The organism is Paenibacillus sp. MAEPY2 (assembly GCF_000499205.1).
In the GTDB taxonomy this organism is placed as follows: Bacteria; Bacillota; Bacilli; order Paenibacillales; family Paenibacillaceae; genus Paenibacillus; species Paenibacillus vandeheii.
Genome location: NZ_AWUK01000007.1, coordinates 95603 through 108477, shown reverse-complemented (window position 1 = coordinate 108477; position 12875 = coordinate 95603). Strand labels below are relative to the sequence as shown.

Annotated in this window: 12 protein-coding genes; 2 read left to right on the top strand and 10 right to left on the bottom strand. The window is 46.9% G+C overall.

Features of this window, described 5'->3' with window-relative positions; translation table 11 throughout:
- Nucleotides 1-123 precede the first annotated feature (123 nt).
- Complete coding sequence (locus P364_RS0105260) at nt 124-1242, bottom strand: HD-GYP domain-containing protein (RefSeq protein WP_024629103.1); 1119 nt, start codon at nt 1240-1242, stop codon at nt 124-126.
- Nucleotides 1243-1311: 69 nt separating this feature from the next.
- Nucleotides 1312-2742, bottom strand: a complete 1431-nt coding sequence (locus P364_RS0105255) for a bifunctional metallophosphatase/5'-nucleotidase (protein ID WP_024629102.1) — start codon at nt 2740-2742, stop codon at nt 1312-1314.
- Nucleotides 2743-2862: 120 nt separating this feature from the next.
- Between P364_RS0105255 and P364_RS38580 the strand changes: the two genes are divergently transcribed.
- Together P364_RS38580 and P364_RS0105245 are read left to right on the top strand one after the other, a co-directional pair.
- A complete protein-coding gene (locus tag P364_RS38580; protein ID WP_024629101.1) occupies nt 2863-3609 on the top strand; it encodes a molybdenum cofactor biosynthesis protein in 747 nt (248 codons plus the stop codon).
- Between the two features lie 123 nt (nt 3610-3732).
- Nucleotides 3733-4782 (top strand): HD-GYP domain-containing protein, encoded by a 1050-nt coding sequence (locus P364_RS0105245; RefSeq protein ID WP_024629100.1) that lies wholly within the window; start codon nt 3733-3735, stop codon nt 4780-4782.
- Between the two features lie 146 nt (nt 4783-4928).
- On the opposite strand, the gene P364_RS38085 is transcribed toward P364_RS0105245, so the two are convergent.
- From P364_RS38085 to sufC, 8 genes are all read right to left on the bottom strand, one after another.
- Complete coding sequence (locus P364_RS38085; protein ID WP_208642727.1) at nt 4929-5060, bottom strand: YjcZ family sporulation protein; 132 nt, start codon at nt 5058-5060, stop codon at nt 4929-4931.
- A 144-nt stretch (nt 5061-5204) separates the two neighbouring features.
- A complete protein-coding gene (locus tag P364_RS36050; protein ID WP_024629099.1) occupies nt 5205-5924 on the bottom strand; it encodes a M23 family metallopeptidase in 720 nt (239 codons plus the stop codon).
- Nucleotides 5925-6112: 188 nt separating this feature from the next.
- Complete coding sequence (locus P364_RS0105230) at nt 6113-7465, bottom strand: jacalin-like lectin (RefSeq protein WP_024629098.1); 1353 nt, start codon at nt 7463-7465, stop codon at nt 6113-6115.
- A gap of 189 nt (nt 7466-7654) precedes the next feature.
- Nucleotides 7655-9052 carry a Fe-S cluster assembly protein SufB gene (gene sufB, locus P364_RS0105225; RefSeq protein WP_024629097.1) on the bottom strand — a complete coding sequence of 466 codons (1398 nt, stop codon included), beginning with the start codon at nt 9050-9052 and terminating at the stop codon, nt 7655-7657.
- A 20-nt stretch (nt 9053-9072) separates the two neighbouring features.
- Nucleotides 9073-9504, bottom strand: coding sequence for a Fe-S cluster assembly sulfur transfer protein SufU (gene sufU, locus P364_RS0105220; RefSeq protein WP_024629096.1), 432 nt, complete (start codon nt 9502-9504; stop codon nt 9073-9075).
- Nucleotides 9494-10714 (bottom strand): cysteine desulfurase, encoded by a 1221-nt coding sequence (locus tag P364_RS0105215; protein WP_024629095.1) that lies wholly within the window; start codon nt 10712-10714, stop codon nt 9494-9496. Before P364_RS0105215 ends, sufU begins: the two co-directional genes overlap by 11 nt.
- Nucleotides 10711-12015 carry a Fe-S cluster assembly protein SufD gene (sufD, locus tag P364_RS0105210; protein WP_024629094.1) on the bottom strand — a complete coding sequence of 435 codons (1305 nt, stop codon included), beginning with the start codon at nt 12013-12015 and terminating at the stop codon, nt 10711-10713. The genes P364_RS0105215 and sufD overlap by 4 nt, the downstream gene beginning before the upstream one ends.
- Nucleotides 12016-12039: 24 nt before the next feature.
- Nucleotides 12040-12822 (bottom strand): Fe-S cluster assembly ATPase SufC, encoded by a 783-nt coding sequence (sufC, locus tag P364_RS0105205; protein ID WP_024629093.1) that lies wholly within the window; start codon nt 12820-12822, stop codon nt 12040-12042.
- Nucleotides 12823-12875: the final 53 nt, after the last annotated feature.

Genomic DNA, 12875 nt, shown 5'->3' with positions numbered 1-12875 from the left:
TGCGCTCTGGCATGAGCATGCTCTGTCCATTACATGACAAAAAACGCCCCCGTAACATCCGAGCCAAGCTGCACCGGACGTTACGATATGAGCGCTGACCCATTCTCCATTAGTTGTCAAATATTAAAATATTTCATTACGTGCTGAAGCTGGCGTAGCGTCTTCCACCCCTTCAACGCCTGTAATCATAACAGACAGCGCTCTGGACAGATCAATTTCATAGGGTGCGCTTAAGGTCTGTCCATCTGCGTCCTTGAGAACACGAATGCGTGGTCGTTGCGGAACGCGGGAATGGATGGCTGCAACAACCCCGATTTCTCCTGTACTCAACGTGACGGAAATACCTAAAGGGTAGATCGCTACACAATCACGAAATTTTTCCAACATACGCTGTTCATATAATGTCCCTGAACCCGTGTATAATACCTCAACCGCCTGATGAGGCAGAAAGGCTTGACGATACACCCGATTGGTCGTCATCGCATCATAAGAGTCGGCAAGGGCCAACCACTTTGCATATTCATGGATTTCATTGTCTTTCAAACCAAATGGATACCCGCTGCCATCAATCCGTTCATGATGCTGTAAAGCGCAATGTGCAGCAAGGAGCGGTATACCCGGTTCATCTTTGAGAATACGATGTCCATATGTAGTATGCTGCTGTATGATTTTGAATTCCTCATCACTCAGCCTGGAGGGCTTGTGCAGAATTTCTGGGGCAATCTGTGTTTTTCCAATATCATGTAACAAGGCCCCCAGACCAATCTCCATTAATTGCTGGCGTGTATAACCCGATGCCACTCCAAGAACCAAGGTGTATACACATACATTCAATGAGTGATTATACAGATCAAAATCACTGGAGTTCATATCCATCAGCATAATCATCGCTTCCTTCTGACTGCCAATGTCCTCCAGTATTGCATTCATTACCCCGCTAAGTGCTTTTCCGAAGTGCGGGATTCGACTTTTGGTTTTGAGGCCAGACATACTCTGAAACTGCTGTTTGATCTCGACCAGCGCTCTGCGCCTGGTCTCTTCCTGCAGCATATCCGGAATGATGATATCCTCTGTTGCAGCATCCGAAATATACACGTATCCAATCCCCAGATCTTTCAGACGTCCAATCAACCGACTGGTCAGCTCCACTCCCTCACTGAGCAGAACCACACCCTCTTCACTATAAATTCGTTTCCCCAGCTTCATGCCAGGCTGCAATAGGTTTATATGTACTAAACGCACAGCCTATCCTCTCCCGCTCCGTAGATGTAATTTCCACTAGCCGCCGCTTCAGCAGAAGGCAAGTACTTGTTAGATTTCATGCCAACGGGATCGCAGGCTGTCATCCAGCGCCCCTGGCCTTTTCAGTTCCGTTTCGAGCAGGTCACGTATAAATTCAGGAAGTCGATACGATGTATCCGTTCCAAGAGAAAGGGTCGGATACCCTACGTTGAACGTAAACATGTCGAGTGTTCCCACCACATATTCATGTTCATCACGAATCGGTTCGTCCTCAATGTATATGGCACGGATCTTCTCGTATGGAGGCGCGTGTGGATCATACTCCACATCCATCCCATCCATGCACAAGGTTCCTAAAATATGCCCGCGAAATCCAAAACCGATAATCGGTTTTCGTGAGAACTCTGACAACAGCGACTGCTCCAGTGCCTCCCGAATCTGAATTCCATTCAAGCATATTGTACAGGCATTAATGGGAGATGGACATAGGGAATGTAACATTCCCTTTGTAATATTGCCCTGCGGAAGATCTGCAAGAAGCTGCCCGGCGTTCACAAGTGACAACTGCGCTCCGGTGAACTGACGAACTGCCTGGGCAAGCAATGACGCAAACGGAGACTCATGATCGTAATCAATGGCGAGTGTTCTGTCCGTTATAACGGCTGTCTGACCAAGCGCCCGTTCGGCTTCCGTCCGATGTGTGTCTATGGCCAGCGCAACTGTTTCTTCTAGCATCATGTTCTGGACCGGAACACAGCCACTGCTCACCAGTGTCAGTTCATTCGCTCCATATTCTCGCTTCAATACCACCTTACCGAGCCACTGGCCAAACTTGCCTGCCGCTCCAAGCACCGTCTGACCAATGACTAATGGTCCTTCCAATACATGATGTGTGTGTCCGCCCAGAATGACATCGATGCCCGGGATCTGTTCGGCCAGTCTGCGATCTGTTGAAAGCCCCAGATGGGACAAAATAACGATCACATCCACCTGAGAACGCAAAGCTTCAACTTGCTCACGCAGCGCCTCTACCGGCTCCAATACATCCCATCCCAACAGTTCGTAAAAAGCGGTAAAGGGTGCTGTAGCACCAAGCAGACCGATGCGAAATGGCCCCTTCTCCAGAATGAGAGAGGATTTCATCCAAATTGGTGGCAGGCCCGTAGCCTGGTCCACAACATTTCCACATACGACTGGGCACAGAAGTCCAGAGTAAGACTGTGCCAGTTGTTCGGGTGTGAAGGTTAGTCCTTCGTTGTTCCCGATTGTTATGGCATCGTAACCGGTCAGATTAAGGACATCGACGTTAGCCGCCCCCAGAGTACCCTCCGTCTCAACTGCCATCCGGTCCATATGATCTCCGATATCTACTACCAGAAACTCTCCGGCCTCTTCCTTCTCCTGTCCGATCATGGCGGCGATGGAGCTCATGGAGCCAAAATGACTATGGATGTCATTCGTGTGTAGAATCGTTAGTGTTTGCGTATTCCTGGTGCTCATCACACCGCCTCCCTCTTATCGTATATAACGTACATTCCTCTAATGGATAAGCATAACATTTTCCGCGTCGTTATGATATATTTATAGGGTTTAGAGATTAAAAAGAGGTGAGTTATTCGCATGAAATTGACAATTCAACTATTTGCAGGCATCGCTGAACGTCTGGGCACATCCCTGCTCGAATATGAATACCCTGGAACAGATCCAACTCCTGTGCAATTAAAAGAAAACCTGAGCCTTGCTTACCCAGAAGCGGCGGATCAAATACGCGTTTCTTTCCTGGCAGTAAACCAACAGTATGCTTCTGCCGATATTATAATCAAGGCCGAGGACGAGCTCGCCTTAATTCCCCCTGTGTCGGGAGGAGATGGGACCCATTTGACTGGTGACGAACAGCGTTCTCCCCATCCCGAGCATCGTACGGATGACGGATTATTCCTGATCACCCAGTCCCCACTGTCCGTGGAAGCTACAACGAAGCTAGTCATCACTGCAAACCATGGAGCAGCCCTTACCTTTGTTGGCACCACCCGTGAAATGACTGGACAACAACGAACGGTTCATCTCGAATACGAGGCCTATGTACCTATGGCACTTTCTCAGATGGCGGCTATCGGCAGTGAAATCAATGAACGCTGGCCAGGTGTGATATGTGCGATAAGTCACCGGATTGGGCAGGTAGACGTAGCAGAGATCAGCGTCGTCATTGCCGTTTCCTCCCCTCATCGCAGTGACTGTTACGATGCGAGCCGCTACGCGATCGAAAGACTCAAACAGAATGTCCCCATTTGGAAAAAAGAAATATGGGAAGATGGTTCCGAGTGGAAAGGTCATCAACTAGGACCCTGGAACCCCATGGACAATTAATAACTAGTCATTCGACCCTTTGAACGGGCAATGAAATTAGTAAATAAGTCGTTGTCAACCCATTTTTTTCTTGTTATTATAATGATATATGTCGATATTAGTCGAGGAAAAGGTGGTTTATACGTGAGAGTGCATGTTACTGATCTTAAACCTGGCGACCTGCTAAAAAATGATGTGTACAACAGTTCGGGTCTCCACATGCTGATGAAAGGTTCCAGACTCAGCGACGATGATATTGCCAAGCTGCTGCAGCACGGAATCGATTACGCAGATGTAGAGCATACAACATCTGACCTCCACTCTGATGCACAAACCTTACCTTCCGATCAAACCCGTCTGTTAACTAACCTGTTTAACGATACGATCAAAGGTACAGAATCTCTGTTCGAACAAGCGATGGAGAAGGGTTTTATTGATGAGACTCAGGTCGATGAGATTTTGATAACCCTAACGGGACAGCTTGAAAAACAAAAGGATGTTGTCTCCTTGCTACTGATGCTTGACGGGGATAATGACTATACCTACAATCATTCTTTACAAGTCGGAATGCTCGCTTTTTATATCGCCGGCTGGATGGGCTACAACCCCGAGGAATGTTTGACTGTAGCCAAAGCAGGATATCTTCACGATATAGGCAAGTCCAAAATTCCATCTGAAATGTTACATAAGCCGGGCAAATTAACGCCCGAAGAATTTGAAGAAATGAAGAAACATACGTTATATGGTTATGAGATTGTCATGGAATCCACTCAGGATGAGATTCTTGCAACCGTTGCCCTCCAGCATCATGAGCGTGAAGATGGAAGTGGCTATCCTTACGGACTGAAAGGCGACGAGATTCATCCATTTGCCCGTATAACGGCTGTAGCAGATGTGTACAGCGCGATGACGACCAATCGGGTGTATCAGACCAAGCAGGAACTTATCTCCGTGCTATGCGAATTGTACAGCCTCAGCTTTGGTCAGTTGAATGCTGAAGTCACACAAGAACTCATCAAACATATGCTGCCCAATTTTATTGGCAAAAGGGTTCTGCTCACAACCGGCGAAACCGGTCTGATTGTTTTAAATAACCCTGCGGATTACTTCCGCCCACTCGTTCAGACCTCTACAGCCTTTATCGATTTAGCGAAGGAAAGAGATATAGCAATCGTTGAAATTTATATCCAGTAAGCCAGCAATAAGCGTTCAGGAATCCGCAGCAGCAGTTAGCGTAATTCAAATCCAAGAGAACATCCGATACAACGTGTACCTCGTATGCATGTGAATAAAAGGGGAGCCACTAAGGCTCCCCTTTATTCACATTAATTCATATCGGATTAAACGCAGAATGCTTTCGTGATGATAACCAACAGAATGAACAGTACCAAGATCGCACCAGTGTTTGTGAACATATTGTATCCGCCTACGCCGCCTACGTTGCCCCCACAGCCATATCCTACTTCGCTCATGTGATTGCCTCCTCTTCATCAGGTATACCCTAACATATGACGTTTCCGGCTAGATGAACCGGGCGAACGGGCAATATTCCATAAATGGTTGTCTGCCTGCTTTTGACTGAAAATCAGGCTTCACGTTTACTCCTGATCCGTTGGTTAACCTGAGGAACTGGAAGAGACCTTGATCCCCTTTTCCTTACGATACATAATAACCAGCAATCTCCAAAAATCATAACTGCCCGTATCATTCATTATAAACGGTTGGTAATAACGATAAGCTTCTTCTGCCCAGGACGGACAAGCCATACTGGAAATGTTCTTTTGCTGCTGGATCCAGGCCGACTGGGATTCCAGCATCTTCTCCATCGCTGTTAACCGTTCTCTTTCCTCCATCGTCATTGGCGTCTCCTCCGGTCCTTCCACAGTTGTACTATATTCAGATTGCAAATAGATTCCTGGATCCACAACACCATTCTCACTGGCCGTATATCCATACGAAGAGGTGCTGGATTTGCGTACCTCATAATGCACATGTGGCCCTGTACTTTCACCCGTGCTCCCCTGGTTGCCGAGAAGCTGCCCTTGCTTTATTTGCTGTCCAACTTTTACTGCAATTTGGGAAAGGTGGGCAAAACAATGCAAGTAACCCCTGTGATCCTGTACCGCAACCGTAAGCCCGTAACCGCCGAATCCTGAGCCTGTAGCCCCTTCCGCAGCAAAACGTACAGTCCCGTCCATAAATGCATGTATGGGCCCATTCCATGGCTCTGTGACGAGATCGATTCCACGATGAAATGTCTGTCCGCCAGAAATAGGATGGATTCTGTAGCCAAATGAACTTGTAATCCGATATCCCTTAAACGGATTGTCGCTCATGTTTTCACATCCTTTTCTATCATTAGATGCTTAAATCTAGTAAATGGCTTGTGCTATTGATCTTATTTTATTACAAAAAAGAACCGCTCAGAATGTTATTGGTCCAAACCCTGCGGTCTTTTCCAATGCTTATTCCAAGCGGTGATATAGATTATTATCTGTTCTCTATCGTTCCAAGATTAAGGGGATTAAGGTTGGACAGGCTTATAAATAACTCCAAGCTGATCAATCTCTTGATCGGCTCTTCCATAAAACCCGGCTATATACCAACCCGCAGGCGCGTCCAGAATGATCTGCTCCGAAGTCTTCTGGCCCCCTGCAATTTTATTCCCCAGATTGGTCATTAATTCAAGGTGAAAGATTCGTTTATCTCCATTTCGTGTCCCCTGACTAATCGTTGCCCGTGTTAGATATTCACCATTAGCGAGATTCAGTGTGGAAGTATTGGATTTCCCTCCATGTGTCAGACTTGTTCCATCTCGATACAACGTCGTAATACCATCCACACGATTGCCCGTGTCCAGTACAATTGAGCCAGGCTGCGCATCAGGGATGCGCTCCAAATCATTAAAGCCAGTCCCGCCTGCTCCTCCAATGGTTGAACTGAGTCGATATGCAGAGGAAACACTGTATACAAAATTTGCTATAATCGGAAAATGATCAGACAGTTGATTTCCAGACGGATCAACGAATTTCTGATCTTCCACACGATAACTTGCGGCATTCAATGTTAACGCTTTGCTTCCACGGTATAAGATTTTGTCCACAATTTCATAATTGGGGCCATTGACGTTGCCAGCATCCATAAGCGCATCTCCGTCTGCCGGAATGCTTCCACTCCGGACGAGATCAATCCAGGGATCATGCAATTCATTTTCCGTCAGCAGCATCTCGATGTTGTCTGAAGCACGGGTATAACGAGTATTCGTATCACCAAAAACAATGACCGCGTTGCCCTCAGATTGATTTTTTATGTAATCGGAAAGCTGTCTGATGTTATCACGTCTGGCTTCAAGCGATTTATCATCGTCGCCTGCGTCTGCGTGCAGATTATATACATCAATTTTCACGCCAGGTGCAATCTCGTAGGTTGCAGCGGTGAAACCTTTGGGCGTCAGCTCATCACTTCCATTATCAAACAGACCGGATCGCTTGTTCCAGGTTACCCTTTTCAAGTCACGGAACGAATACCGGGATAAACTGTTCAGCCCGCTTCCAAAGCCGGCTAGCCCGCTCGTTTGCGTCAAATAAGGCAGGGTTACTTGCGAAATCAACTGGTTGTGGTAATTAAAATCCTCCTGCACATTAATGATGTCATAGTCGTTCAGCTTGGGGGAAATCTGCACCGTATACTCTTGAGGCTTGGAACTGGAAACGAGACTGGGGAGACCGCCTACATTATAACTTATGATGTTGAACGAACCGGAGGCTGCTCCGTCCTCAGCAGCATATGCAGCAGGGGAGTACAGAGGTAATATGCTGAATGTAACCAGCGCTGATAATAATAAAGCCTTTGTTCTTTTTGCTAATGGTTGTCTCATAAACTATCCCTCCTCATATTTGAATCCATTCAAACATATGTACTCAGTGTTACGGGAAAATAAATCAAATGTATATTTTTGTATTTTTAAACATTTCAAATCTGGTTCAAGCCTGCATACAGAGGCAGATCCTCCACAAAACAAAAAAAGATCGAGGGAAAATCCCTCGATCTTTTTGTTGCAGCTGTATTAACCAATGGAGCCTTCCATTTCGAACTTGATCAATCTGTTCATCTCTACCGCATATTCCATCGGCAATTCCTTCGTGAACGGTTCAATGAAGCCCATGATAATCATCTGTGTTGCTTCTGCGTCAGTCAAACCACGGCTCATCAGGTAGAAGAGTTGATCCTCGGACACCTTCGATACCGTAGCTTCATGCTCCAGCATAATGTTATCATTCATGATTTCATTGTAAGGAATCGTATCGGATGTGGACTCATTATCCAGAATGAGCGTATCACATTTGATATTGGATTTCGCACCTTCCGCTTGGCGACCAAAGGAAGCCAGACCACGGTAGGTTACTTTACCGCCATGTTTACTGATCGACTTGGATACAATCGTTGATGTTGTATCTGGAGCCAAGTGAATCATTTTCGCCCCTGCATCCTGATGCTGATTTTTACCAGCTACAGCGATGGACAGAACCGAACCTTTAGCTCCGCGGCCTTTCAGTACTACGGCTGGATATTTCATCGTCAGTTTGGAACCGATGTTACCATCGACCCATTCCATCGTTGCATTCTCTTCAGCAACCGCACGTTTGGTAACCAGGTTGTAGATGTTTGGTGCCCAGTTTTGAATCGTTGTGTAACGAACACGGGCATTTTTCTTACAGATAATCTCAACGACCGCACTGTGCAGTGAGTTCGTGCTGTAGATCGGAGCTGTACAGCCCTCTACATAGTGAACGAAGCTATCTTCGTCTGCAATGATGAGTGTACGCTCAAACTGTCCCATATTTTCGGAGTTAATCCGGAAATAGGCTTGCAGAGGCACCTCACATTTCACGCCTTTAGGCACGTAGATGAAGCTTCCTCCGGACCAAACGGCACTATTCAGTGCAGCAAATTTGTTATCTGCTGGTGGAATAACGGTTGCGAAATACTCACGCAGGATTTCCGGATGCTCTCTAAGTGCAGTATCCGTATCCATAAAGATTACGCCCTGATCTTCCAATTCTTTTTGCATATTGTGGTATACAACCTCGGACTCATACTGAGCCGATACACCTGCGAGGAACTTTTGTTCTGCTTCAGGGATACCCAGTTTATCAAAAGTTTCCTTGATTTCGGAAGGTACCTCTTCCCATGTTTTTCCTTGCTTGTCAGAAGCACGAACATAATACTGAATTTCGTTGAAATCCAACCCGTCGAGGTCTCCGCCCCATTTCGGCATAGGCATCTTTTCGAATTGTTTCAGGGATTTCAAACGGAATTCCAACATCCACTCCGGTTCGTTCTTAATCTTGGAAATCTCGGTAACGACTTCTGCAGTCAGACCTTTACCGGTTTGAAAGATGGATTTGTGCTCGTCACGAAAACCATATTTATACTCTTCCATTTCTGGTGCTTTTTTAGCCATCTTGCTCTACCTCCCTATCGTTATTGTACATTGTCCTCTTCGTCAATTCCTTTGCGTAATGCATTCCAGGCCAACGTGGCACATTTAATGCGAGCAGGGAACTTGTTCACACCGGATAGGGCTTCGAGATCTTCATAATCGTCGAAATCGACTTCTTCCCCTTTCATCAGTGAGGAAAAACGGTTAGCCATGTCGAGTGCCTGATCCATCGTTTTGCCTTTGACTGCCTCGGTCATCATTGATGCCGAGGACATGCTGATGGAACAACCTTCCCCCGTATACTTGGCTTCCTGAACGATTCCGTCCTTCAGCAAAAGTTGCAGTGAAATCCGGTCGCCGCACGTTGGATTATTCAAATTCACAGTGACAGCGTCATTATCAAACGTTCCGCGGTTGCGCGGGTTTTTGTAGTGGTCCATTATGACACGCCGGTACAGATCATCAAGTTGCATCGCCAAAATACTCCTTTGTCTGGATTAAGGCGCTGACAAGTCGGTCCACATCTTGTTCGTTGTTATATAGATAGAAGCTGGCACGAGCTGTTGAACTGACTTCCAGCCAGCGCATCAGCGGTTGGCAGCAGTGGTGTCCGGCACGAATGGCTACGCCACTCGCATCCAGTACGGTTGCCACATCATGCGGGTGCACGTCACCTAGGTTAAAAGTAACGACCCCGACATGACGCTTGGCTGGTCCATAAATGGTCAGTCCGTCAATCTCGGCCATACGTTCCGTTGCATAAGCTGCCAGCACACTTTCATGATGAGCAATCTCATCCATACCAATCTGCTCCAGGAAATCGATAGCTGCACCCAATCCAACCGCTCCTGCGATAATCGGGGTTCCACCTTCGAACTTCCAGGGAAGCTCTTTCCAATTGGAATCGTAGAGACCAACTTCATCAATCATTTCACCGCCGAACTCAACCGGCTCCATGGACTCCAGCAGCGCCTTTTTGCCGTAAAGTGCACCGATTCCGGTTGGTCCGCACATTTTATGGCCGGATAATGCGTAGAAATCACAGTCCAAATCTTGAACATCCACCTTCATGTGCGGTGTGCTCTGTGCGCCATCTACAACGATGACAGCACCATTACGGTGTGCAATTTCAGCGATTTGTTTTACTGGATGAACAACACCCATAACATTGGAAACATAGGCGATTGCAACAATTTTGGTTTTGTTTGTAATCGTCTTTTCCACATCAGCCAAATCAATGTTGCCATCTGGCTGAAGCGGAATGTATTTCAATGTGGCTCCCGTTTCCTTGGCTACCTGCTGCCATGGAATCAGATTGCTATGGTGTTCCATCTGCGTAATAACAATTTCGTCGCCTTCTTTGCAAACTGCGCGTCCGTAAGACGAAGCAACCAAATTCAAAGCGGTCGTTGTCCCACGGGTGAATATGATCTCCTGTGTGCGTCGTGCGTTGATAAACTTAGCAACCTTCTCCCGTGCGCCTTCATAAGCATCCGTTGCACGGCTTCCAAGCGTATGAACACCACGATGCACATTGGAGTTCTCATATTCATAATAATGTTTAATCGCTTCGATTACAGCCAGCGGTTTCTGGGAAGTCGCTGCATTATCTAGATATACGAGCGGGTGTCCGTTGATTTCCTGGTGGAGGATCGGGAACTGCTCGCGGATAGCCGGGTTCATTGTCCCAGTTTCCGTTCGATGAGAGACTGCAATTGGGTACGCAGTGCTTCCAGAGGAATATCCGCCACCACCGGAGCCAGGAAGCCGTAAATGATCAGGCGTTCCGCATCCGTACGGTTAATCCCGCGCGACATCAAGTAATGAATTTGCTCCACATTGACTTGACCTACAGAGGCTGCGTGACCTGCTGTTACATCATCCTCATCAATAAGAAGGATTGGGTTGGCGTCTCCACGTGCTTTCGGGCTCAGCATCAGTACTTTCTCTGTTTGCTGTCCGTCCGCTTTGGTAGCACCTTTCTCAATCTTCGTGATTCCGTTAATGATTGCAGAAGCTTCTTCACGCATAACTGCACGTGTAATCATCTGGCTTGGCGTGTTTTTGCCGAAGTGACGAGCTTCTGTTGTATAGTTCAGTTTCTGGGAACCGGAACCTACTGCAATCACTTTAGAATCGGAGCTTGAGCCATTTCCTTTAAGAACTGTCATCGTGTTGCTTGCAGTATCACCGTTGTTCATCTCGCCAACGATCCACTCAATCGAACCGTCGTTCTCCACCACTGCACGGCGGAAAGATACGTCGGTAACACTTGTGCTCAGTTGGTGAACAGATGCGAAACGGACTTTGGCACCAGCTTTCACGAACACTTCCACAACACCGTTATGGAATACAGGTGAAGCCAGTTCGCCGGATACATAGTTATCCACATAAGTAACGGAGCTGTTGGACTCAGCAACGACAAGCACGTGAGGTGCAAACGTTGCAGAAGCATCATCTGTGAGCAGTACCGCTTGAAGTGGAACTTCAATTTCAACGTTTTTCGGAACATAGAGGAATACCCCGCCGTTCCAAAGGGCTGCATGCAGTGCTGCAAGTGAATGCTCATCTGCTTTTACAGCCGTATTCAGATATGGTTTTACCAGATCGCTATGTTCGCGAACCGCTGTAGCCAGATCTGTGAAGATAACTCCTTTTGCTGCAAGATCAGCAGACAACTTGGAGTACACTGTACCGGAATTGCGCTGGATAACCAGGCTGCCTTCCGCTTGGTCCTTAACCAGATCTTTAATGGAAGCTGGTACTTCTTCAAGTGAAGCAATCGCTTCACTTGCTTTGTATGTGCCGTACTCGCTGACATTCCAGCGTTCAATTTTTTGTTTTTCCAGTTTGGGAAGCGCAAGCCCACTTGCAAGCTTAAGGGCTTCGAGCCGCTGCTCGGTCAACCAGCCGGGTTCATTGTTGCTTTCCGACAAGGCGCGAAGCGCTTCAGATTCAACCGGAAGAATTGTTTGTGTAGTCATTGATTATCCTCCTCCGTTTTGTCTTTACGCTTCTTGACCTACAGTTTCGTCTGTGATTCCCAGCTCTTCCTTAACCCAGTCATATCCTTCAGCTTCCAGACGGTGAGCAAGCTCAGGTCCGCCAGATTTCACGATACGACCTTGCATCATTACGTGAACGTAGTCAGGCGTAATGTAGTTCAACAGACGTTGATAGTGAGTGATGATCAGGAAACCGCGATCTTCGCTCTTCATTGCATTAACACCGTTTGCCACGATTTTCAGAGCATCGATATCGAGACCGGAGTCAATTTCATCAAGTACTACGATTTTCGGATCCAGCAGCATCATTTGCAGAATTTCGTTACGTTTTTTCTCACCACCGGAGAAACCTTCATTCAGATAACGGTGAGCAAACTCAGGATTCATGTCGAGTTCTTTCATTTTACCTTCCATTTGACGAATGAACTTGATCAGGGAGATTTCGTTACCTTCTTCGCGACGTGCATTGATAGCACTGCGCAGGAAGTCAGAGTTCGTTACACCCGCGATTTCACTCGGATATTGCATAGCCAGGAATAGACCTGCACGCGCCCGCTCATCTACTGCCATATCCAGTACATCTTCACCGTCAAGAGTTACTGTACCTTCTGTTACTTCATATTTAGGGTGCCCCATAAGTGCAGAAGCCAGCGTTGATTTACCTGTTCCGTTCGGACCCATGATTGCGTGGATTTCTCCACCTTTCATTTCCAGGTTGATGCCTTTCAGGATTTCCTTACCTTCGATCGTCGCTTTCAGACCTTCAATGACGAAATTCGTAGCCATGTGTATTGTTTCCCTCCATTGATTAAATTGATGTGTACTGTCGAAAACGAAAA

What these genes read in the sequence shown, in the direction of transcription:
- P364_RS0105255 (WP_024629102.1), bottom strand. Translation starts at nt 2,742, where the DNA reads ATGAGCACCAGGAATACGCAAACACTAACGATTCTACACACGAATGAC.
- sufB (WP_024629097.1), bottom strand. Translation starts at nt 9,052, where the DNA reads ATGGCTAAAAAAGCACCAGAAATGGAAGAGTATAAATATGGTTTTCGT.
- P364_RS0105230 (WP_024629098.1), bottom strand. Translation starts at nt 7,465, where the DNA reads ATGAGACAACCATTAGCAAAAAGAACAAAGGCTTTATTATTATCAGCG.
- P364_RS36050 (WP_024629099.1), bottom strand. Translation starts at nt 5,924, where the DNA reads ATGAGCGACAATCCGTTTAAGGGATATCGGATTACAAGTTCATTTGGC.
- sufC (WP_024629093.1), bottom strand. Translation starts at nt 12,822, where the DNA reads ATGGCTACGAATTTCGTCATTGAAGGTCTGAAAGCGACGATCGAAGGT.
- P364_RS38580 (WP_024629101.1), top strand. Translation starts at nt 2,863, where the DNA reads ATGAAATTGACAATTCAACTATTTGCAGGCATCGCTGAACGTCTGGGC.
- P364_RS0105215 (WP_024629095.1), bottom strand. Translation starts at nt 10,714, where the DNA reads ATGAACCCGGCTATCCGCGAGCAGTTCCCGATCCTCCACCAGGAAATC.
- sufD (WP_024629094.1), bottom strand. Translation starts at nt 12,015, where the DNA reads ATGACTACACAAACAATTCTTCCGGTTGAATCTGAAGCGCTTCGCGCC.
- P364_RS38085 (WP_208642727.1), bottom strand. Translation starts at nt 5,060, where the DNA reads ATGAGCGAAGTAGGATATGGCTGTGGGGGCAACGTAGGCGGCGTAGGC.
- sufU (WP_024629096.1), bottom strand. Translation starts at nt 9,504, where the DNA reads ATGCAACTTGATGATCTGTACCGGCGTGTCATAATGGACCACTACAAA.